Here is an 18,490-nt window from a genome sequence, read left to right on the forward strand (position 1 = left end):
GTGGGCCGCTGCGAGAGCCGCAGCGGCGCGCAAGGCATCAAGCGACGTTCTGTTCCGCCGACCAGTTGGCGTACCACTGGCGGAACAGCGCGTATTGGTGTTCGGCATAACGCCGCTGGGCGTCGCTGAGCACGTCGGTGTCGTTGAAGTGCAGGGCGTAGCCTTTATCACCGTTGAGCACCATCAAGTGCTTGTAGTACAGCACCAGGTCGCAGCCTTCATCGAACGACGACAGCACCGCCAGCGCCGCTTCCAGCTCACGGGCCTGGCGACGGGCCTTGGCATCGCCCTTTGCGGCTTTTTTGCTCAGCGCGACCAGTTGCAACACTTCCCGAGGCAGGGCGTTACCAATGCCGGTAATGGCGCCGGTGGCGTTGCAGTTGACGAAACCGTGCACCACCTGGGTGTCGACGCCGACCATCAGGGTCACGTTATCGTCCTGGGAGGTGATGTGCTCTGCGGCGTAGCGCAGGTCGGCACCGCCGCCGAATTCCTTGAAACCGATCAGGTTCGGGTGTTCGCGACGCAGTTCGAAGAACAGGTCGGCGCGGGTGGCGAAGCCGTAGTAGGGGCTGTTGTAGATCACCGCTGGCAGGTTTGGCGCGGCCTTGAGGATCGCCGAGAAGTGCGCCTTCTGCGCGGTAGCGGACGCACCACGGGACAGTACGCGCGGAATCACCATCAAGCCATGGGCGCCGACCTTGGCCGCGTGGGCAGCATGGGCCACGGCTTCGCGGCTGTTGACCGCGCCGGTGCCAACGATGGTCGGCACACCGGCAGCCACCAGCCGCGCCACGCCTTCCTGGCGCTCGGCCTCGGTGAGCAACGGCCAGTCGCCCATGGAGCCGCAGTACACCACGGCGCTCATGCCGATATCGATCAACTCGCGGCCCTTGGCGACCAGGGCGTCGAAGTCGGGCTTGCGCTCAGGCGTGCACGGGGTCATCAGGGCGGGAATGCAGCCGGTGAAGATGTTGTCGCTCATTGTTCTAACTCCTTGGAACGTTCAGTACAAACAGGGAAGGGCTCAGATGCCCCAGGCAAAAGGGTCACGCTCGTCGATCAGCAAGGTGCTGTCGGCGGTCATGTAGGCGCTGCCAGTGATGAAGGGGCGGATGTGCTCGCCGTCCCATTCGTAGCGGCCTTCGAATTGGCTGCCGGTGATGCTGGCTTGGGTCCAGGTTTCACCCGGCTGGAGTTTTCCATCGGCGGCCAGGCAGGCCAGCTTGGCGCTGGTGCCGGTGCCGCAGGGCGAGCGGTCGTAGGCTTTGCCGGGGCACATCACGAAGTTGCGGCTGTCGGCGTGGTCGTCGTCGGCGAACAACTCGATGTGGTCGATCAGTGCACCGTCTGCACCGTGAATGCCTTGCTCTTCCAAAGCCTTGAGCATCGCCCAGGTGTAGTCGGTAAGCGCATCCACGTTGTCCATCTGCAAGCGTTGGCCATGGTCCGACACCAGGAAAAACCAGTTGCCGCCCCAGGCGATATCGCCGTAGGCCACGCCATGCCCCGGCACTTCCACCGGCACCTGCTGGCGCAGGCGATAGGCGGGCACATTGCGCAGGGTTACGCTGCCGTCTTCGTGCAGCGTGGCCGCCACCGGGCCAACGGGCGTGTCGATCGTGTGCACGCCGGGCTGGATACGCCCCATGTGGTGCAGCGACGCAACCAGGCCGATGGTGCCGTGGCCGCACATGCCGAGGTAACCGGCGTTGTTGAAGAAGATCACACCACAGATCGCGCCTGGCGTAACGGGCTCGCAATACAGCGCGCCCACCAGTACATCATTGCCACGCGGCTCCAGCAGGCAGGCGCGGCGCCATTGATCATGCTCAGTGCGCAGGCTGTGCAGTTGATCGGCAATCGTGGCGCCGTTCAGCGCCGGGAAACCGCTCATGACCAGGCGTGTCGGTTCGCCGCCGGTGTGGGAGTCGATCACATGCAGTCGCTTCATATAAGGCTCCTGAATCAGTAAGTCGCGGGTGTCAGCGGCGCGTGAGGTTCGTCGACCGCTTCGCTTTCATCGGCTTCGTGTTCCAGCCGTACCAGATGAGCCGGCACGCCAGTGGCTGCGCCCCAGTAGTAAATGCCGAGTGCGCAAGCGGCGACGACAATCGTGTCGAGCGGGTGGCTGATCACGCCGATGCCACCAAAACTGCCGAGCTTGGACAGCAGGATGGTCACCGCGTAGAAGCCGATCAGCCAGGCAGACGAGCGCACTTGCTGCTTGAGGTTGATGTGTGCGGTCGGCACCCAGCGTGCGCACAGCAGGTACACCACGAACATCAGGATCTGCAGGCCGAGCAGCCAGGACACCGTGCCCCAGCCAGACCAGTACACGATCAGCGCGGCGATGATGAACGACAGCGGGCCCAGCACCGCCATGCCCTTGACCCGGAACGGGCGCGCCATCTGTGGTGCGTTGCGGCGCAGTGCGGCGACGGTGACCGGGGCGACGGCGTAGCTGAGGATCAGCGCCGCCGACACCACGTTGATCAGTGCTTCCCAGGACGGGAACGGCAGGGTCCAGAACACCGACAGGCCAAAGGTCAGCCACAGCGCGGGCCGTGGAATGCCGGACTTCTCATCGATACGCGTGAAAATCTTGAAGAACGTGCCGGTCTGCGCCCAGCCATACACCACACGGGGCGTGGCATTCATGTAGATATTGCCGCAGCCGCTGGGGGAGATCACCGCGTCGGCCACCACCAGGTACGCCAGCCAGCCCACGCCCAGCGCCAGGGCGATATCGCGGTAGGGCAGCGCGAGTTCCTTGCTGATCCCAGCCCAGCCATTGGCGAGCATTTCCGTGGGCACGCCACCAAGGAAGGCGGTCTGAAGCAGCACGTAGATGGCCGTCGACAGCAGCACCGAGAGGATCAGCGCAATCGGAATCGTACGTTGCGGGTTCTTCACTTCGCTGGCCACCGAGATGATCGGCGTCAGCCCCAGGTAGGCAAAAATCACCCCGCCGGCCGACACCGCCATCTCAATGCCCGACAGGCCAAACGGCGCGAAACCCTGCACCTGGAAGTTCGCCGGTTTGAAGAAGGTGAACAGCACGCCGATCACCAGCAATGGCACGATGAACTTGAACACGCTCACCAGGTTGTTGGCGATGGCGAAGGTTTTGACACTGCGGTAATTGAGGATAAAGAACAGGCACAGCAGGGCGAACTGCACCAGCCAGCCGAGGGTGGTCGGGTCACTGGAGCCGGCTTTGGTCAGCTCGGGAAACCATGCCGCGGCGTATTGGCGCGAGGCGACCACTTCAATGGCCACCAGGCTGGAAAACGCGATCAGCGTGATAAAGCCCATCAGGTAGCCCAGCAGCGGACCGTGGGAGTAGACCGGGTAACGCACCACGCCGCCGGCACGCGGCAATGCGGCGCCCAGTTCGCAGTACACAATGCCCAGCAGCAGTACCGCGAAACCACCGATGAGCCAGGAAATAATGCCCGCCGGGCCTGCGATTGCGGATACGTGGCTGGCTGCGAACAACCAGCCCGAACCAAAGATGGCACCCAACCCGATAAAGGTCAGGTCCATCAGGGAAAGCTGTTTCTTGAACTTGCCTTGAGCTGACATAGCGTCGCCTTCTTGTGAGTTATTGGATAGGCATGCAGTGGCCATACAGTGAACTCATGGACGGCGGCGCGATTGATGTTTTTTGCTGGCATCGATGACGAAATCAGCACAGTTTTGGTGGCTCGACAGGGCGCCGGGCATCGTGCAATCTGCTACCCGTCCAGGCCAACAATGGGGATCAATCGTCATGATGCAGAGCGCGTTTGCGAGCCTTTGCCAAGGGAGCAACCCCCAAGACATCGAACAGTTATTGGGCAGTGTCGCGCAGCTATTGCCGATGCTCGACGTGATCCCCAATGCGGCGATTTTCATCAAGGACACCCAGGCCCGCTATGTGCTCGCCAACCGCACCCTGGTGCAGCGCTGCGGCCTCAAGCAGCTGCAACCGCTGCTGGGCAAGACCAGTGCCGAAGTCTTTCCTGCGCAACTGGGGCCGGGCTACACCGAGCAGGACCGGCGCGTGCTGGAGCAGGGCTTTGTGCTGGAAGATCAGTTGGAACTGCACCTGTACGGCACCCGCGAACCCGGCTGGTGTTTGACCCACAAGTGGCCGCTGTACAACCATTCGGGCGCGATCATTGGCCTGGCCGGTATCTCGGTCGACCTGCAAACCGCCAGCGAAAGCCACCCGGCGTACCAGCGCCTGGCCGCCGTGGACGCGCACATCCGCGCGCACTTCAACCGCCGTGTCACCCTGGGTGAACTGACGCGCATTGCCGGGATTTCCGTGGCGCAACTGGAGCGTTATTGCAAGCGCGTATTCCACCTCACGCCCCGGCAGATGATCCAGAAAGTGCGGCTGGAGCATGCCCACCGCTTGCTCCACACCGACCTGCCGATCACCGAGGTAGCGCTGCAGTGCGGGTACACCGACCACAGCGCCTTCACTCGGCAGTTCAAGGCGTCGACGGGGTTTACGCCGAGGCAGTATCGCGACACCCACTGACGATCACCGCCTACAGTGGACGATGCCCAGCCATCGCCTCATCGCAATGCAACGAATGGCCCGCACAAGCCTCATATGTTCACGAGCAATGCTTCACGACGACAGGTACCAAGCTTATGACGGCGGCTGAAAACAACCATGTGAACTGGCTGGTGGAACAATCGATGCTGCACGCGGCACGCCAGCGGGCCAAGCTCTATTCGGGCCAGGGCCGGTTGTGGCAGCAGCCTTACGCGCAGACCCGGCCCCGTGATGCTTCGGCGCTGTCGTCGGTGTGGTTCACCGCGTACCCGGCCTCGATCGTGACCCGCGAAGGCGGCACGGTGTTGGAGGCGCTGGGCGATGAGGCGCTGTGGCACGCCTTGTCGAAGATCGGCATCCAGGGCATCCACAACGGCCCGCTGAAGAAGTCCGGCGGCCTGAGCGGCATGCAGCACACGCCGACCATCGACGGCAATTTCGACCGCATCAGCTTCGAGATCGACCCGCAGCTGGGCACCGAGGCACAGTTGCAGGCGTTGACACGCATGGCGGCGGCGCACAACGCGGTGATCATCGACGATGTGATCCCGTCCCACACCGGCAAGGGCGCGGACTTCCGCCTGGCCGAGATGGCGTACGAGGACTATCCCGGCCTCTACCACATGGTGGAAATCCGCGAAGAAGACTGGCCGTTGCTGCCCGACGTCGCCGAGGGCCGCGACGCGCAGAACCTCAGCCCGGCGCAGGTCGATGCATTGCGCGACAAACACTACATCGTCGGCCAGTTGCAACGGGTGATCTTCTTCGAACCCGGCGTCAAGGAAACCGACTGGAGCGCGACGGACGTAGTGCTGGGCGTGGACGGCAAGCCGCGCCGCTGGGTGTACTTGCATTATTTCAAGGAAGGCCAGCCGTCGTTGAATTGGCTGGACCCGACCTTCGCCGCGCAGCAGATGATCATTGGCGATGCGCTGCATGCCATCGACGTGATGGGCGCGAAGATCCTGCGCCTGGACGCCAATGGTTTCCTCGGCGTGGAGCGCAAGCTGGACGGTACGGCCTGGTCCGAGAGCCATCCGCTGTCGATCACCGGCAACCAGTTGCTGGGCGGGGCGATTCGCAAGGCGGGCGGTTTCAGCTTCCAGGAGTTGAACCTCACCGTGGATGACATCGCGTCCATGTCACACGGCGGTGCCGACCTGTCCTACGACTTCATCACCCGCCCTGCATACCAGCACGCGTTGCTGATGGGCGATGCCGAGTTCCTGCGCCTGATGCTGCGTGAAATGCACCGCCAGGGCATCGACCCCGGCTCGCTGATCCACGCGTTGCAAAACCACGATGAACTGACCCTCGAACTGGTGCACTTCTGGACCTTGCATGCCCACGACACCTTCCTGTACCAGGGCCAGACCTTTCCCGGCAACATCCTGCGCGAGCACATCCGCGAGCAGATGTACGAACGCCTGGCCGGCGAACATGCGCCGTACAACCTCAAGTTCGTGACCAACGGCGTGTCCTGCACCACGGCCAGTATCATCACGGCCGCCCTGGGCATTCGGGACCTGGACGCGATCACCCCCGCGGACATCCAGCAGATTCGCCAGATCCACTTGCTGCTGGTGATGTACAACGCCATGCAGCCAGGGGTGTTTGCCTTGTCGGGCTGGGACCTGGTGGGCGCGCTGCCGCTGGCGGCCGAAGAGGTCGAACACTTGATGCAGGATGGCGACACGCGCTGGATTCATCGCGGCGCCTATGACCTGGTGGACCTGAACCCGGACGCCGAATTATCCGCCGGCCATATGCCGCGCTCGAAAAGCCTGTATGGCAGCCTCAACAGCCAATTACAGGACCCCGAGTCATTTGCCTCGCAACTGCAGAAAATCCTCGCGGTACGCCGTGCCTACGACATTGCCGCCAGCCGCCAGATTCAAGTGCCTGAAGTGCAAAACCCAGGGCTGCTGGTGATGGTCCATGAATTGCCCGCCGGCAAAGGCATACAAATCACTGCGCTGAACTTCGGCGCCACGCCGATCACCGAGACCCTGAACCTGCCGGATATCGCGGCGGGGATGGTGGTGGACATCATCAATGAACGGGTCGAGGGTGACCTGACGGCAGACGGCGAGTTCACCATCACGCTGGATGCGTATGAAGGGTTGGCGCTGAGGGTCGTCAGCAGCGCTCCGATCTGACCCCGCCGGAACCCGGTCACCTTGCGCCTGGCAGTGCAAAGTAACCGGGTGACTCCGTGCAAGGCGCTTGAGAAGGGTTGTCGCAAGCCTGCGGTAGGCTGCGCCTGGAGCGGGCCATGAACCACTCCAGCACGAGGTATTCCGGCAAGCCGCAGCGCCAGTAACGCTCACCGTGGCTGGCCAGGTTCACCCGTTCGCTGTCGGCAGGCCGGCCATAGATAAACACGTTCGCGATGGCGTAGGCGTCAAACGCCGACCCGCCCACGTCGGGCTTGCGCACCATGTGATCGGCGGCCAACAGCACATCGAAACGCCTCAGCCCGGCACGGCTCAATTGCCGGCCTTCCCGGTCGCTGCTGGCGGTGGCGATACAGTGATAGCCCATGCGGTTGAGCATTTTTTCGATCTGCATGACATGGGCATGAAGGGAATCCACGATGAGGATCCGCAGGTGTTTGTCGATCATGGCGGGGTACCTGTCAGCTGTGCGCCGGGCGCATTCCACAGAGGGGTAGGGAAGGGGCCAGCGTATCGCTGTCAGGCACGGGATGATTTAAGACGGGTCTGAAAAAAACAGGCAGGCGGGTGAACATCCGGGTGCGAGATGCCGCCTGCCTGCACGTGTGGGTGATCAGTAGCGCTGCGGCACAATGAGTTCCGGCGGCGTCGGGCTGCGCGAATAGTCTTCCTGCCTGACGCGCTGCGGCAACTCGATCACCGGCAGCTCGACCTCTTCATACGGCATCTGCCCGAGCAAATGGTGGATGCAGTTGAGGCGGGCCTTCTTCTTGTCATCGGCTTGCACCACCCACCACGGCGCCTCGGCGATGTGGGTGCGTTCGAGCATGATTTCCTTGGCCTTGGTATAGGCTTCCCAGCGCCGACGCGACTCCAGGTCCATGGGGCTGAGTTTCCATTGCTTGAGCGGGTCGTGAATGCGGCTGAGAAAACGCAGGTGCTGTTCCTGGTCGGAAATCGAAAACCAGTACTTGATCAGTTGAATACCGGAGCGGGCGAGCATCCGTTCGAACTCCGGCACCGTGCGGAAGAACTCTTCGTACTGGTCCTCGTTGCAAAACCCCATGACCTGCTCGACACCGGCGCGGTTGTACCAACTGCGGTCGAACAGCACGATTTCACCGGCGGCCGGCAGGTGCGAGACGTAGCGCTGGAAATACCACTGAGTCTGCTCGCGGTCATTCGGCGCGGGCAGGGCGGCAACGCGGCAGACCCTGGGGTTCAGGCGCTGGGTAATGCGTTTGATCACACCGCCCTTGCCGGCGGCATCACGCCCTTCGAACAGGATCACCACCTTGTGGCCGGTCTTGACCACCCAGCTTTGCAACTTCACCAATTCACCCTGCAGGCGGAACAGTTCGCTGAAATACACCCGCCGTGCGGCCTTCTCGCTGCTTTCTCCTACGTGGTCGTCAAACAGCGCGTTCAGGTCATGCCCGTCTTCGGATAATTCCAGTTCCAGCTCTTCGTCACTGTGATCCAGCAACTCACGGTGGATGCGCTGCATCAAGGTGTCTTCTATTGAGGACATGGGCGGAACTCGCGTGGTGGGAGATGGCAAAGTCTTAGTCGCATTTTGTTACTAACCAATGACATCAAATCGCGCGATTGCGGTGGGAGAGGGGGACAACAAGGCGTTTTGCCATTCCACGTTCATAAAACCGTAACAAGATTGTTGCAGAGTTCCCGAGCCCGTAATTCACAAGGATTTTCCTGAATGAAACGTCTGATGAAGTCTGCTGCACTTGCCGTTGCGGTTTCTCTCAGTGCCACCTCGGTGTTTGCTGCCGAAAGCATCCGCCTGACCGGTTCCGGTGCGAGTTTCCCAGCCCCGATCTACCTCACCTGGTTCAAGGATTTCAGCAAGAAAACCGAGGGTGTCACCGTTGATTACCAATCCAAAGGTAGCGGTGCGGGTGTACAGGACTTCCTGAACAAAACCGTCGACTTCGCCGCCAGCGACTCGGCCATGAAAGACGAAGACATCGCCAAGGTTGCCGAAGGCGCGCAACTGCTGCCGATGACTGCCGGTGAAATCGTGTTGGCGTTCAATCTGCCGGGCAATCCTAAAGAGCTCAAGTTGCCTCGCGATGTGTACTCCAACATCTTCCTGGGCAAAATCACCAAGTGGAACGATCCGAAGATCGCTGCCGCCAACCCAGGCCTGAAACTGCCAGACATGCCGATCACCGTCGTCGTACGTGCAGACTCCAGCGGCACCACCGCTGTGTTCACCAAGCACTTGGCTGCGATCAACCCTGAGTTCCAGAAAGACCTGGGCGAAGGTAACACCGTCAACTGGCCCGCCAGCGACAAGTTCATCAAATCGCCGAAGAACGATGGTGTGACCGCCACTGTGCGCCAGACCCCAGGCGCGATCGGCTACATCGAATACGGCTTCGCCAAACTGGCCAAGGTTGACTTTGCCCAGCTGCAGAACAAGGCCGGCAAGTACGTGGTACCGAACGCCGAAAGCGGCGCCGAAGCCCTGGCCGCGGTGAAAATGCCGGAAAGCCTGGTGGCCTGGCTGCCGGACCCGGATGGCGCCAAGTCCTACCCGATCACGTCCTACACCTGGATGATCTTCCGCAAGGACAACGGCAACCCAGCCAAAGCCAAAGCCATGCGTGAAATGGTCGAGTACAGCTTGACCGAAGGTCAGAAAATCGCCGATTCGATGGGCTACATCCCACTGCCGCCATCGGTTGTCGACCAGGTTCGCAAAGCTTCCGCCAACATCCAGTAAGGCTCGCCAGGCCGCTTCCGGCATGGGCTGTCAGCCATGCCGGAAGCGTTCCCCCCTTGTTCCGGAATTAGCCAATGAACACACCTTTTGTCGTACCGGTTAACCCGGATTCTGCGTGCCAGCCGCCGTCCACGAAGGACTTTGTGGTTGACCGCACCTTCCGTGCACTTGCACGCATAGGCGTAGTGCTGGTGCTGGCGCTGGTTTTCGCGCTGGTCTTCGAAGTAGGGCGCAAGGCACTTCCCGGCATGGAAAAGCATGGCTTTGACGTGCTGTTCGGCAGTGTCTGGGACGTTAACCAAGGCAAGTACGGGATTCTGCCCGCGATTTGGGGCACGCTGTACAGCGCCCTGATTGCGTTGCTGATCGCAGGCTTTTTTGGCGTCAGCATGGCTATTTTCCTCACCCAGGATTTCCTGCCAGCCAAACTGGCGGCGGTGTTTCGCACCATCGTCGAATTGCTCGCAGCCATCCCCAGCGTGGTCTACGGCCTCTGGGGCATTTATGTGGTTATCCCGGCCATCCGCCCGCTCACCGCGTGGCTGAACAGCGAACTCGGCTGGATTCCTTTTTTCGGCACGTCCCTCAGCGGGCCGGGCCTGTTACCAGCTGCACTGGTGCTGGCCATCATGATTCTGCCGACCATTGCTGCCGTGTCCCAGGACGCCCTCACGGGTGTCCCGATGAAAACCAAGCAAGCCGCCTACGGCATGGGCACCACTCACTGGGAAGCGATTCTCAAGGTCATGGTGCCGTCTGCCGCCACCGGCATCTTCGGATCGCTGGTGCTGGGCCTGGGCCGCGCCTTGGGTGAAACCATGGCCCTGGCCATGCTGGTGGGTAACGCCAACAACATTTCCCTCTCGCTGTTCGCCCCGGCCAATACCCTGGCGGCCTTGTTGGCGCTGAACTTCCCCGAAGCCGGCCCGAACGAGATCGAAGTGTTGATGTACGCCGCACTGGTGCTGATGTTCATCACGCTGCTGGTGAACATCATCGGTTCGATGATCATGGTCTACGCCCAGCGGGGTACCAAGTAATGACTGACCTCTCGTCTCCAATCACCGCCATGCCTAGCCTGCAGCGCCGGTTTGAAGGGCGTGCCCTGCGCAGCCTGGTGCTGACCACCCTGGTGTGGTTCGGCGCGCTGCTGGCCAGTGTGCCGCTGATTTCCGTGCTCTACATGCTGATCACCCGTGGCGGCGCGCGCCTGAGCCTGGAAGTGTTCACCGAGCTGCCACCCACCGGCTTCGAGACCGGGGGTGGCTTCGGCAACGCCATGGCCGGCACCTTCGTGATGGTCGGTATTGCCGCCGCCATCGCTGTGCCGGTCGGCATCCTGGCGGCGATTTTCCTCGCGGAACTGGGCCCGGACAGCAAGCTGGCGAACGCCTCGCGCTTTGCCGCCAAGATGCTCACCGGCTTGCCCTCGATCCTGGCCGGCGTGTTCGCCTACGCCCTGGTGGTCATGACCACCGGCACGTACTCGGCACCCGCCGGTGGCGTGGCGCTGGCTGTACTGATGTTGCCTATCGTGGTGCTGACGGCTGAAGAGTCGATGAAGATGGTGCCCAAGATCATGAAGGACGCGGCCTATGGCATGGGCTGCACCCGTTCGCAGGTGATCTGGAAAATCGTCTTGCCCACCGGCATGCCCGCGATCCTGACGGGCGTCATGCTCGCCGTGGCACGCGCCGCCGGCGAAACCGCGCCGCTGTTGTTCACCGCGCTGTTCAGTAACTACTGGATCTACCACGACGGCAGCCTGGCGGTCATGAATCCAACGGCGTCGCTTGCCGTGTTGATTTACAACTTCTCCGGCATGCCTTTCGACAACCAGCTTGAGCTCGCCTGGGCGGCCTCGTTGGTGCTGGTAATGATCGTGCTGGTTGTGAATATCGTGAGCCGTATTTTCGGCAAGCCCAAGTACTAAGAACGGGAGCACCTGAATTTTGAACATGTCATCTGCGCAAGTAGCCGCTCCGTTTATCACCCAGTCGCCTGTGGTCATGGACTGCAAGCTGGACAAGATTTTCTACGGCAACTTCATGGCGGTGCGTGACAGCCATGTGCCGATCGAAAAGAACAAAATCACCGGCTTCATCGGCCCCTCCGGCTGCGGCAAATCCACCGTGCTGCGCAGCCTCAACCGCATGAACGACCTGGTGAAGGGCTTCCGTTTCGAAGGCCATGTGCACTTCCTCGGCCAGGACGTCTACGGCAAGGGCGTTGACCCTGTGGTCGTGCGCCGTTACATCGGCATGGTGTTCCAACAGCCGAACCCGTTCTCGATGAGTATCTTTGACAATGTGGCCTTTGGCCTGCGCCTGAACCGCTACAAGGGCGACCTCGGCGATCGCGTCAAGCACGCCCTGCAAGGCGCGGCGCTGTGGGATGAGGTCAAGGACAAGCTCAAGGTCAGCGGCCTGTCGCTCTCTGGCGGCCAGCAGCAACGCCTGTGCATTGCCCGTGCCATCGCCACCGAGCCGGAAGTGCTGTTGCTGGACGAACCTTGCTCGGCACTGGACCCGATTGCCACGCGCCGGGTTGAGGAACTGATGGTCGAGCTGAAAAAGGACTACACCATCGCCCTGGTGACGCACAACATGCAGCAGGCGATTCGTGTGGCCGATACCACCGCGTTTTTCTCGGTGGACATCTCCCAGGGCACCCGCACCGGATACCTGGTGGAAATGGGCGCGACCACCCAGATCTTCGAAAACCCGCGCGAACAAATGACCGGGGACTACATCAGCGGCAAATTCAGCTGATCCGCCTTCCACCGTTTCCAGGATTGCCAATGACTGCAACACGTCGTCTTGATTTGCTCGCGATCGAACGCGCACTGCGTGAGGTACAGGGCCGTTTTGCCCAGCTCAGCCGGGACTTCACCGAGCCACGCGACCCACTGACAGACGAAGTGCTGCAGAATGTACTTGAAGGCTATGCCCTGATTGACGACTATGTGGCGCGCGGTGTCGACCTGTTCGACCTCCAGCAGTTGAACCTGATGCTGGAGATCAATGCCACCGTGCTCTGCGGCACAGACCCGGTACGCAGGCGGGAATATGCCCAGCACCTGGCTGCCACCGAAGTGCATTTTTTCAACAATGTCGAGGGCGGTATCAAGGACCTGTACAACTGGTACTGCAAGCACCACAACGAATCAGTGTGGAAGCGCGCCGCCGGTGTCTATGTGCGGGTCCTCAGCAAGCCGCAGTTGTTCATTGAAGGCAACCACCGCAGTGGGTCGTTGATCGTCAGTTACCTGCTGATGCGCGAGGGGTTGGCGCCTTTCGTGTTGACGCTGGACAACGCCGAGGGCTATTTCAACCCGTCCTCGGTCATACGCAACTCGGCCAAGCACGGCGTCATGGCGTTGTACGAATTGCCCAAGATCAAGAAAAAATATGCGGCGTTCCTGGAAGATAAGGCCCCTGACCCCATGGGTTTTTTCCTCCGCGACGCACCAGCGCCCGCCTACCAGGGGGGCCAATGATGGGAAGGTTTTCAGTGCTCGACACAATCACGCGTGTGTTCAAGCGTCAGCGCATTCGTATTTCATTCGATATCGATGACACGTTGGCCTGCCAACTGCACCACAGCGCGACCGAACACAGCCGCTTGCCGGCCTGTGTGCACCGTTGGCTGGGTGAGCCGCTGCGCAGCGGCACCCGCTCCCTGACCCGCGAACTGCGTCGCCAGGGCTGCAGTGTCTGGGTCTACACCTCGTCCGGTCGCACCCCGTCCTACATCCGTCGCTGGTTGCTGTTGTATGGCATCCACGTCGATGGCGTGGTCAACAGCGTGCGGCATAACCAGGCCCTCGCCGAGCGTGGGCTGACCAGCACGCCGTCGAAATTCCCACCGGCCTTCGACATTGACCTGCATGTCGATGACTCCGAGGGTGTGCAGCTTGAAGGCGTCGATCACGGTTTTCGCGTGGTAGTGGTGGACCCGCAAGACGAGCAATGGGCACAGCGTGTGCTGGATGCCGTCGCACAGGTCCAGGCCCAGCTTGCACGCCAGCAACCGCAGCGCCACACGGTGCCGGTGCGGGCTTATCCGGGGCTGACGTTGAACGGTTGAGCGCAATAGCAGGCATCCAGCAAAAGGGGCGACTGATTGATCGGTCGCCCCTTTTTTTGCCTACTTGGCGCTCAAAGCGCCCAGGAACTCGGTATGCCGCAGCGCCTGGGAAAACATTGGCAAGGTGAAGTTCTCGGCAGCCTTTTGCTGCTCCTCGGTGAATGTCGCCGTGCAGTCGGTCAAGGTCACGACGTTGTAACCCTTCTCGTAGCCAGAGCGCACGGTGCCCTCGACACAGCAGTTGGTCAGAAACCCTGCCACCACCAGATTGTGGATCCCGTTGTTGCGCAGCACCAGGTCCAGTCCCGTGGTCGCAAACCCATCCAGCCCGCGCTTGCCCTCCACCAGGATGTCGCCGGTTTCACGCGTAATTGCATCGGTGATCTCGGCCCCCCAACTGCCTGCGCGAAACGCGCTGCCGTCGGCAACGCCTTTGAGAATCCCATAGTCACGCGTGGTCAGTTCGGGGTAGCCATCGGCGAACTGGATCGGCAGGTGAATGATCTTGACGCCCAACTTGCGCGCCTGTTGCACCGTGGTCGCGGTGTTGGCCAGCATGTCGGACTGATGCATCACCTCTTTGACGGCGTCATGGAACACGCCCCCTGGTGTGGTGAAGTCGTTCTGGAACTCGATCAGGACAAGGGCGGTGGCGTTTGGATTCATGTCGGGTCTCCGATAGGGGGGGGATCACTGCGGGGTTTGGGCGTCTCGCTCCAGCATAGACGGGCTACAGCAGGGGTTCGACAGGCAATCCCGCTAGATCATGGCGTGTGGCCATTAGATTGGAATAAGGGTTATTACCAAACGTCAGTAGCCAAACATTACGTCTTCGCAGAGCATGAGTCGACGCCCGATCCTGTTGTAAGCGAATCGCGGCGCAGGGAACAACATACACGCCGGAAAAAGGACTCTCCGCATGGAACAAGACCAGATCAATGTGCTTTGGAGTTTGTTCGGTTTTATCGGCCAGAAGTGGGGCACCGCCGCCGATTGCCAAATGCCACAGCAGCAGTTTCAGCAAGCGCTGCAATGGCAAATGCAACGCGACCCCGCTTACCTGGGTTATTACCGGCAAACCATTGCCGAATACCAAGCGCTTCTCCAGCAATACCACACACCTACCTTTGCCCTGGCGGCGCTGATCAACCAAAACCCTTATTCATCCAGCAATCCTTCGCCGGTGGCCAACTACGTGCTGCTTGAATTCATGCGCTGGAATATCGCATTTGGAGGCTTCAAGACGTTCGGCTACATGAACTACAACGGCTGGATGGGCGGCGGGTCGTTTCTGAATAAACCACCACCTTATCGCGCGCTTAACATTCAGGCGCAGACCCAACCAGTGGGAGGCGATCATGGCCAAGGTGCGTAATGAATCAGCCAATATCGTGATCGTCGGCTCCGGCGTGGCTGGCAGCCTGATGGCAAGCCGGTTTGCAAACCACCCGGGCGTGGTCATTTTAGAAACCGGGCCAAGCATTCCCATGGGCGATCCCGGTTGGTGGTTTCATCATGTTGCACGAGGTGGCGGTACTGGCAATACCCCCTATGCCGCCTTTTACGACCAGGCGGCAGACTTCGATGCCACCGGAGCCAACCCCTGGAATATCCAGGGTGGGCGAATATTCGGCGCCGGCGGCACCATGCTGCATTGGGGGGGCTGGGTACCGCGCTTCAAACCTGAAGATTTTGCGCTTTACAGCAATACCGGGCAGGGCATCGATTGGCCATTTGGCTACGATCAGTTGGAACCGTTCTACAACCAGGCCGAGCGGTACTTGGGCGCCAGTGGTGACTCCAGCGACAATAATCCGCCCCGCAGCCAACCCTATCCCTATGGCGCAGCGCCTTATCCGATTTCGGCTGGGCCATTCATTCAGGCGTTTGCTCGCGTTCGCCCAGCCATAGGATTTGGGCATTTACCGGTGGCGCGCTATGGGCAGGCCAATGGAATGGGTGGCCCATGCCGCACCACAGGTACCTGCGACTACTGCCCGGTAGCGGGCCGTTTCACAGGTGACCAGCCGCTGGCCTTGCTGGCCGACAACCCCAACGTGAGCCTGCGCCTCGGAGCGGCTGTTACGGCGATCCGCATGGTCAACCGGCAACAGGTGGCGGGTGTTACCTACACAGATATGAACACGGGTGACACCGTGCTGTTGGACGCCCAGAACGTAATCCTGTGCAACGGCGCGTTTGAGATTCCCAAGTTGCTCCAGGCGTCCACATCGAGTTACTGGCCCAAGGGGATCGGTAACGACCGTGATCTGGTTGGCCGTTTTGTCAGTGCGACTCAATTTTTTTATGCCTCAGGTACTGCGCCCAACCCCCAGAAGTTTGAGGAAGAGTTGGGGTTCCCCAGCCTGTGTTCACGGACCTTCGACGCACCTCAGTACCAGAAGGACGGCAAGTTTTTCATATCGATGAACTATGAAACGCCCAATATCGATGTGGGCCTGATGATGGCTCAGGGCTATAGCGCCAGCCAGATTCGCGACGCTTGCACCGCGCCCGCCAAGTATCAACTGTATGGCAACCTGTCGGCGATCCCGCAGTACAACAACCGGGTCTCCTGTGCAGTGGGTACTACCCGTTTCGGATTGCCGCGCACCTCAATCTACACGCCTGACCCGTTGTTTGATCCCCTGAAAGCACAGATCTACGTGGATAAACTCAAGACCGTCCTGGCGCAAATGGGTTGCACCGATGTGGGGTGGGGCACTTACCCCCAACGGGGCGATCATGTGGCCTGCACCACGCGGATGGCCAACGACCCCAACCTGGGGGTGGTTAACCCTCAGTTGCAAGTGTTTGGCGTGGATAACCTTTACGTCGTCAGCAACAGTGTCATGCCCACGCTGCCTGCGGCCAATCCAACGCTGACCCTGGTGGCTTTGGCGATGAAGGCAATGGGCAGCGACACTGCGCTGGCACGCTTGGCAAAATCGGCTTGATCGAAAGGAGTCTGAGCATGTGGCAGTTCCAGAGCATCAATAACCCGTCTGGCGCGGCGCTGTGGTTCAGCGACGGCGAGCCGTTGAGTGTGATTCGCGGAGGTAAAGGTGTATCCAGCCGCTTGATCGTGGAGGGGCAGGGCTTTCTTGACGTGACCGACTTCCAGAATGGCTTTCCGAATGGGCCGGTCATGGATTTCGTCAACCTCAATGGCCAGGTCGTCGACTACACACCCAGCCCCAGCGTCGATCTCACGCTGAGCCTGCCTGGAAATGGCGTATTCAGCGTCACCCAGGCCAGCAAGGGCATCACGTTGTCGGGTCAGTTGAAACCCTTGCCGGATATTGCCGCAGCCGACGTCGCATATTTCAACCAATTGATCGCGGACAACTACGTTCCTTATCAGAACATTCCCGATGCGCCTGGCAAAACCACCGCGCAGATAACGGCGCTGGGGCTGCAACTGTTTCCGTTCACGCCTTATAGCTTCCAGCTCGCGATGGCCGTGTATGACTGGACGACGGCGTCTTTTACCCGCCTGGTGCTAATGAAAATATTTGAATACACCAGCGTCGGTACCGCGCCTTATCCGCTTGATCAAGCGAGCATCGCCGAGGCGATCTGGGCGTCCAACTGGGGGACTTATACGCCTCAAAATGTGGACTACATGAGGTCGTTCTTGATGGTGCCAGCCAACTCCCTGCAAAACGTCGAGAGCCAGTTGGCGCAAGTCGCCACTGCCTTGCAAACGTTCAGTGCGGTCGAAAACCGCCTGCTGTGTGCTGCGTTCCAGTCCTTGCCACGCACCAGTATTGTGAGCGAGCCCCAGTTGTTCAGCGGGCAAGTCGATATTGCTCAGTTGGGCACCGAACATTTCGGTATTGAATTCCAGCAATGCCCACTTAACGAGGGGCCCGTGGGCACGCCTTTGCAGATCCCGTTGGAAGCCGCATTGGACACGTATATCCAGGTCGGCCAGGTCATCACCACCAAGATGGTCTGGAGTTTCGGCAGTTCGCTGACGGAAGCGATGCAGTACCAGAACGGCATCATTCTGATTGCAAACCCGCCGAATAATGCCTGGGTCTGGGACACGGTCAGTTACATCACCGCGCTGTCGGATGACCCTAACAAAATTGAATACACCTTCGCCCCGGGCAGCTCGTTTGAAGTGCTGGCTGTTGCGCAGGCGACCGTGCAGGGCAAAGAGGTCTGGAGTATTACCTTGCAACCACTGGTTTGACCTGGGGCCGTGTCTTTTCACCATTCGTCTAATGCTGGGCACTCCGGCTGCCGTGACGCCTCTGACTAGTAAGCGCGGATAACCCGAGCGTCTGAGTGGAGAGCCAGTATGGACATCAATGAAAACGCCCCAGGGAACATTTCACAGCAGGCCGTGACCCGCGGCACAGACAACGAGACCGGGCATGATCCAAAGCGTGACGAGGATAATATCCCGCTCCCGCCGGACGACGATGCGCCACTCGAAGAAGACATGTCGGACGTGGATGCTGCCGACTCGGTTGCGAGCGAGCATCCCGACAACTGATAAGCCTGCGGACACAAAAATCCCGACCTTGACGTCGGGATTTTTGTGTCCACAGGGCGGCTGCTCTTCAGCGTACAGCGACGGCGGCCTTCGGCGGCTCAGTCATCCACGGTAAACGTCACCCAGCCAGGGCCATCGGCTGATTTTTCGATCTCGGCGATCACACCGCCGACCGACGTACCGTCCGGCAAGTTGACCACCACAGCGTTGGGGTGGGCGGGCCATTGAAGGGGGGCGTCGAAACTCAGGCGCGCGATGGTCGGCTTGCCGCTGCTGGTCAGTTGAATATTCACCGCCTCATTGAGCAGTTCGTCTGAGTGCGTACCCATGTGACGGGATGCAGTGATGACGCTGGCAATACCCTGGTAATCGTAAGACATGACGGCTGACCTTTCTGGGTGGGGCGCGGACTCATC

General features: G+C 60.5%; 19 protein-coding genes. 12 read left to right on the plus strand and 7 right to left on the minus strand.

The features are described from left to right. Positions 1–37 precede the first annotated feature (37 nt). Genes CWC48_RS25110 through CWC48_RS25120 form a run of 3 tightly spaced genes read right to left on the minus strand, consistent with a single transcriptional unit; the run spans position 38 to position 3,588 of the window. Entirely contained in the window at positions 38–985 is a 948-nt protein-coding gene (locus tag CWC48_RS25110; RefSeq protein WP_099492134.1) for a dihydrodipicolinate synthase family protein, read from the minus strand. Between the two features lie 42 nt (positions 986–1,027). After that, positions 1,028–1,954 carry a 4-hydroxyproline epimerase gene (locus CWC48_RS25115; RefSeq protein WP_099492133.1) on the minus strand — a complete coding sequence of 309 codons (927 nt, stop codon included), beginning with the start codon at positions 1,952–1,954 and terminating at the stop codon, positions 1,028–1,030. 14 nt (positions 1,955–1,968) lie between these two features. Next, positions 1,969–3,588 (minus strand): APC family permease, encoded by a 1,620-nt coding sequence (locus CWC48_RS25120; protein WP_099492132.1) that lies wholly within the window; start codon positions 3,586–3,588, stop codon positions 1,969–1,971. Positions 3,589–3,775: 187 nt separating this feature from the next. Between CWC48_RS25120 and CWC48_RS25125 the strand changes: the two genes are divergently transcribed. Next, positions 3,776–4,534 (plus strand): AraC family transcriptional regulator, encoded by a 759-nt coding sequence (locus CWC48_RS25125; RefSeq protein ID WP_100490589.1) that lies wholly within the window; start codon positions 3,776–3,778, stop codon positions 4,532–4,534. A 116-nt stretch (positions 4,535–4,650) separates the two neighbouring features. Further along, positions 4,651–6,714 (plus strand): maltose alpha-D-glucosyltransferase, encoded by a 2,064-nt coding sequence (gene treS / locus CWC48_RS25130; protein WP_078048573.1) that lies wholly within the window; start codon positions 4,651–4,653, stop codon positions 6,712–6,714. Between the two features lie 16 nt (positions 6,715–6,730). Here the strand turns inward: treS and CWC48_RS25135 are convergent, their stop codons facing one another. Together CWC48_RS25135 and ppk2 are read right to left on the minus strand one after the other, a co-directional pair. After that, positions 6,731–7,180, minus strand: coding sequence for a response regulator (locus CWC48_RS25135; RefSeq protein WP_099492130.1), 450 nt, complete (start codon positions 7,178–7,180; stop codon positions 6,731–6,733). Positions 7,181–7,345: 165 nt separating this feature from the next. After that, positions 7,346–8,263: a polyphosphate kinase 2 gene (gene ppk2 / locus CWC48_RS25140; protein ID WP_078048571.1), complete on the minus strand. Its 918-nt coding sequence runs from the start codon at positions 8,261–8,263 to the stop codon at positions 7,346–7,348. 186 nt (positions 8,264–8,449) lie between these two features. On the opposite strand from ppk2, the gene pstS reads away from it, so the two are divergent. The 6 genes from pstS to CWC48_RS25170 all read left to right on the plus strand — a co-directional run bounded on the left by pstS (position 8,450) and on the right by CWC48_RS25170 (position 13,567). Beyond that, positions 8,450–9,478: a phosphate ABC transporter substrate-binding protein PstS gene (gene pstS, locus CWC48_RS25145; protein ID WP_016978033.1), complete on the plus strand. Its 1,029-nt coding sequence runs from the start codon at positions 8,450–8,452 to the stop codon at positions 9,476–9,478. 74 nt (positions 9,479–9,552) lie between these two features. Next, a complete protein-coding gene (gene pstC, locus CWC48_RS25150) occupies positions 9,553–10,518 on the plus strand; it encodes a phosphate ABC transporter permease subunit PstC (protein ID WP_078048570.1) in 966 nt (321 codons plus the stop codon). Further along, positions 10,518–11,411, plus strand: a complete 894-nt coding sequence (gene pstA, locus CWC48_RS25155) for a phosphate ABC transporter permease PstA (protein ID WP_078048569.1) — start codon at positions 10,518–10,520, stop codon at positions 11,409–11,411. The genes pstC and pstA overlap by 1 nt, the downstream gene beginning before the upstream one ends. A gap of 76 nt (positions 11,412–11,487) precedes the next feature. Beyond that, positions 11,488–12,249 carry a phosphate ABC transporter ATP-binding protein PstB gene (gene pstB / locus CWC48_RS25160; RefSeq protein WP_217649954.1) on the plus strand — a complete coding sequence of 254 codons (762 nt, stop codon included), beginning with the start codon at positions 11,488–11,490 and terminating at the stop codon, positions 12,247–12,249. A 29-nt stretch (positions 12,250–12,278) separates the two neighbouring features. Further along, entirely contained in the window at positions 12,279–12,977 is a 699-nt protein-coding gene (locus tag CWC48_RS25165; RefSeq protein WP_078048567.1) for a hypothetical protein, read from the plus strand. After that, positions 12,977–13,567 carry a hypothetical protein gene (locus CWC48_RS25170; RefSeq protein ID WP_099492128.1) on the plus strand — a complete coding sequence of 197 codons (591 nt, stop codon included), beginning with the start codon at positions 12,977–12,979 and terminating at the stop codon, positions 13,565–13,567. Before CWC48_RS25165 ends, CWC48_RS25170 begins: the two co-directional genes overlap by 1 nt. A gap of 60 nt (positions 13,568–13,627) precedes the next feature. Here CWC48_RS25170 and CWC48_RS25175 read toward each other — a convergent pair whose 3' ends face one another. Then, the gene (locus tag CWC48_RS25175) at positions 13,628–14,233 is read right to left on the minus strand and encodes a cysteine hydrolase (RefSeq protein ID WP_078048565.1); all 606 of its coding nucleotides are present in this window, start codon (positions 14,231–14,233) and stop codon (positions 13,628–13,630) included. Positions 14,234–14,486: 253 nt separating this feature from the next. On the opposite strand from CWC48_RS25175, the gene CWC48_RS25180 reads away from it, so the two are divergent. From CWC48_RS25180 to CWC48_RS25195, 4 genes are all read left to right on the plus strand, one after another. Beyond that, on the plus strand, positions 14,487–14,942 hold the full coding sequence (locus tag CWC48_RS25180) for a hypothetical protein (RefSeq protein ID WP_078048564.1): 456 nt from the start codon (positions 14,487–14,489) through the stop codon (positions 14,940–14,942). Further along, positions 14,926–16,524 (plus strand): GMC oxidoreductase, encoded by a 1,599-nt coding sequence (locus tag CWC48_RS25185; protein ID WP_100490590.1) that lies wholly within the window; start codon positions 14,926–14,928, stop codon positions 16,522–16,524. Before CWC48_RS25180 ends, CWC48_RS25185 begins: the two co-directional genes overlap by 17 nt. A 17-nt stretch (positions 16,525–16,541) precedes the next feature. Continuing rightward, a complete protein-coding gene (locus tag CWC48_RS25190) occupies positions 16,542–17,768 on the plus strand; it encodes a hypothetical protein (protein WP_100490591.1) in 1,227 nt (408 codons plus the stop codon). Between the two features lie 108 nt (positions 17,769–17,876). Then, positions 17,877–18,074 carry a hypothetical protein gene (locus CWC48_RS25195; protein WP_100490592.1) on the plus strand — a complete coding sequence of 66 codons (198 nt, stop codon included), beginning with the start codon at positions 17,877–17,879 and terminating at the stop codon, positions 18,072–18,074. A gap of 98 nt (positions 18,075–18,172) precedes the next feature. Here the strand turns inward: CWC48_RS25195 and CWC48_RS25200 are convergent, their stop codons facing one another. Further along, positions 18,173–18,454: a hypothetical protein gene (locus tag CWC48_RS25200; RefSeq protein ID WP_099492123.1), complete on the minus strand. Its 282-nt coding sequence runs from the start codon at positions 18,452–18,454 to the stop codon at positions 18,173–18,175. Positions 18,455–18,490: the final 36 nt, after the last annotated feature.

It is taken from the genome of Pseudomonas sp. S10E 269 (assembly GCF_002798465.1).
GTDB lineage: Bacteria > Pseudomonadota > Gammaproteobacteria > Pseudomonadales > Pseudomonadaceae > Aquipseudomonas > Aquipseudomonas pergaminensis.

Excerpts from the sequence above, each read along its gene's own strand:
- CWC48_RS25190 (WP_100490591.1), top strand. The coding sequence starts at position 16,542 with ATGTGGCAGTTCCAGAGCATCAATAACCCGTCTGGCGCGGCGCTGTGG.
- CWC48_RS25135 (WP_099492130.1), bottom strand. The coding sequence starts at position 7,180 with ATGATCGACAAACACCTGCGGATCCTCATCGTGGATTCCCTTCATGCC.
- CWC48_RS25180 (WP_078048564.1), top strand. The coding sequence starts at position 14,487 with ATGGAACAAGACCAGATCAATGTGCTTTGGAGTTTGTTCGGTTTTATC.
- treS (WP_078048573.1), top strand. The coding sequence starts at position 4,651 with ATGACGGCGGCTGAAAACAACCATGTGAACTGGCTGGTGGAACAATCG.
- pstC (WP_078048570.1), top strand. The coding sequence starts at position 9,553 with ATGAACACACCTTTTGTCGTACCGGTTAACCCGGATTCTGCGTGCCAG.
- CWC48_RS25115 (WP_099492133.1), bottom strand. The coding sequence starts at position 1,954 with ATGAAGCGACTGCATGTGATCGACTCCCACACCGGCGGCGAACCGACA.
- pstB (WP_217649954.1), top strand. The coding sequence starts at position 11,488 with ATGGACTGCAAGCTGGACAAGATTTTCTACGGCAACTTCATGGCGGTG.
- CWC48_RS25125 (WP_100490589.1), top strand. The coding sequence starts at position 3,776 with ATGATGCAGAGCGCGTTTGCGAGCCTTTGCCAAGGGAGCAACCCCCAA.
- pstA (WP_078048569.1), top strand. The coding sequence starts at position 10,518 with ATGACTGACCTCTCGTCTCCAATCACCGCCATGCCTAGCCTGCAGCGC.
- CWC48_RS25185 (WP_100490590.1), top strand. The coding sequence starts at position 14,926 with ATGGCCAAGGTGCGTAATGAATCAGCCAATATCGTGATCGTCGGCTCC.
- CWC48_RS25165 (WP_078048567.1), top strand. The coding sequence starts at position 12,279 with ATGACTGCAACACGTCGTCTTGATTTGCTCGCGATCGAACGCGCACTG.
- CWC48_RS25110 (WP_099492134.1), bottom strand. The coding sequence starts at position 985 with ATGAGCGACAACATCTTCACCGGCTGCATTCCCGCCCTGATGACCCCG.
- CWC48_RS25120 (WP_099492132.1), bottom strand. The coding sequence starts at position 3,588 with ATGTCAGCTCAAGGCAAGTTCAAGAAACAGCTTTCCCTGATGGACCTG.
- pstS (WP_016978033.1), top strand. The coding sequence starts at position 8,450 with ATGAAACGTCTGATGAAGTCTGCTGCACTTGCCGTTGCGGTTTCTCTC.
- CWC48_RS25195 (WP_100490592.1), top strand. The coding sequence starts at position 17,877 with ATGGACATCAATGAAAACGCCCCAGGGAACATTTCACAGCAGGCCGTG.
- CWC48_RS25200 (WP_099492123.1), bottom strand. The coding sequence starts at position 18,454 with ATGTCTTACGATTACCAGGGTATTGCCAGCGTCATCACTGCATCCCGT.
- CWC48_RS25175 (WP_078048565.1), bottom strand. The coding sequence starts at position 14,233 with ATGAATCCAAACGCCACCGCCCTTGTCCTGATCGAGTTCCAGAACGAC.
- CWC48_RS25170 (WP_099492128.1), top strand. The coding sequence starts at position 12,977 with ATGGGAAGGTTTTCAGTGCTCGACACAATCACGCGTGTGTTCAAGCGT.
- ppk2 (WP_078048571.1), bottom strand. The coding sequence starts at position 8,263 with ATGTCCTCAATAGAAGACACCTTGATGCAGCGCATCCACCGTGAGTTG.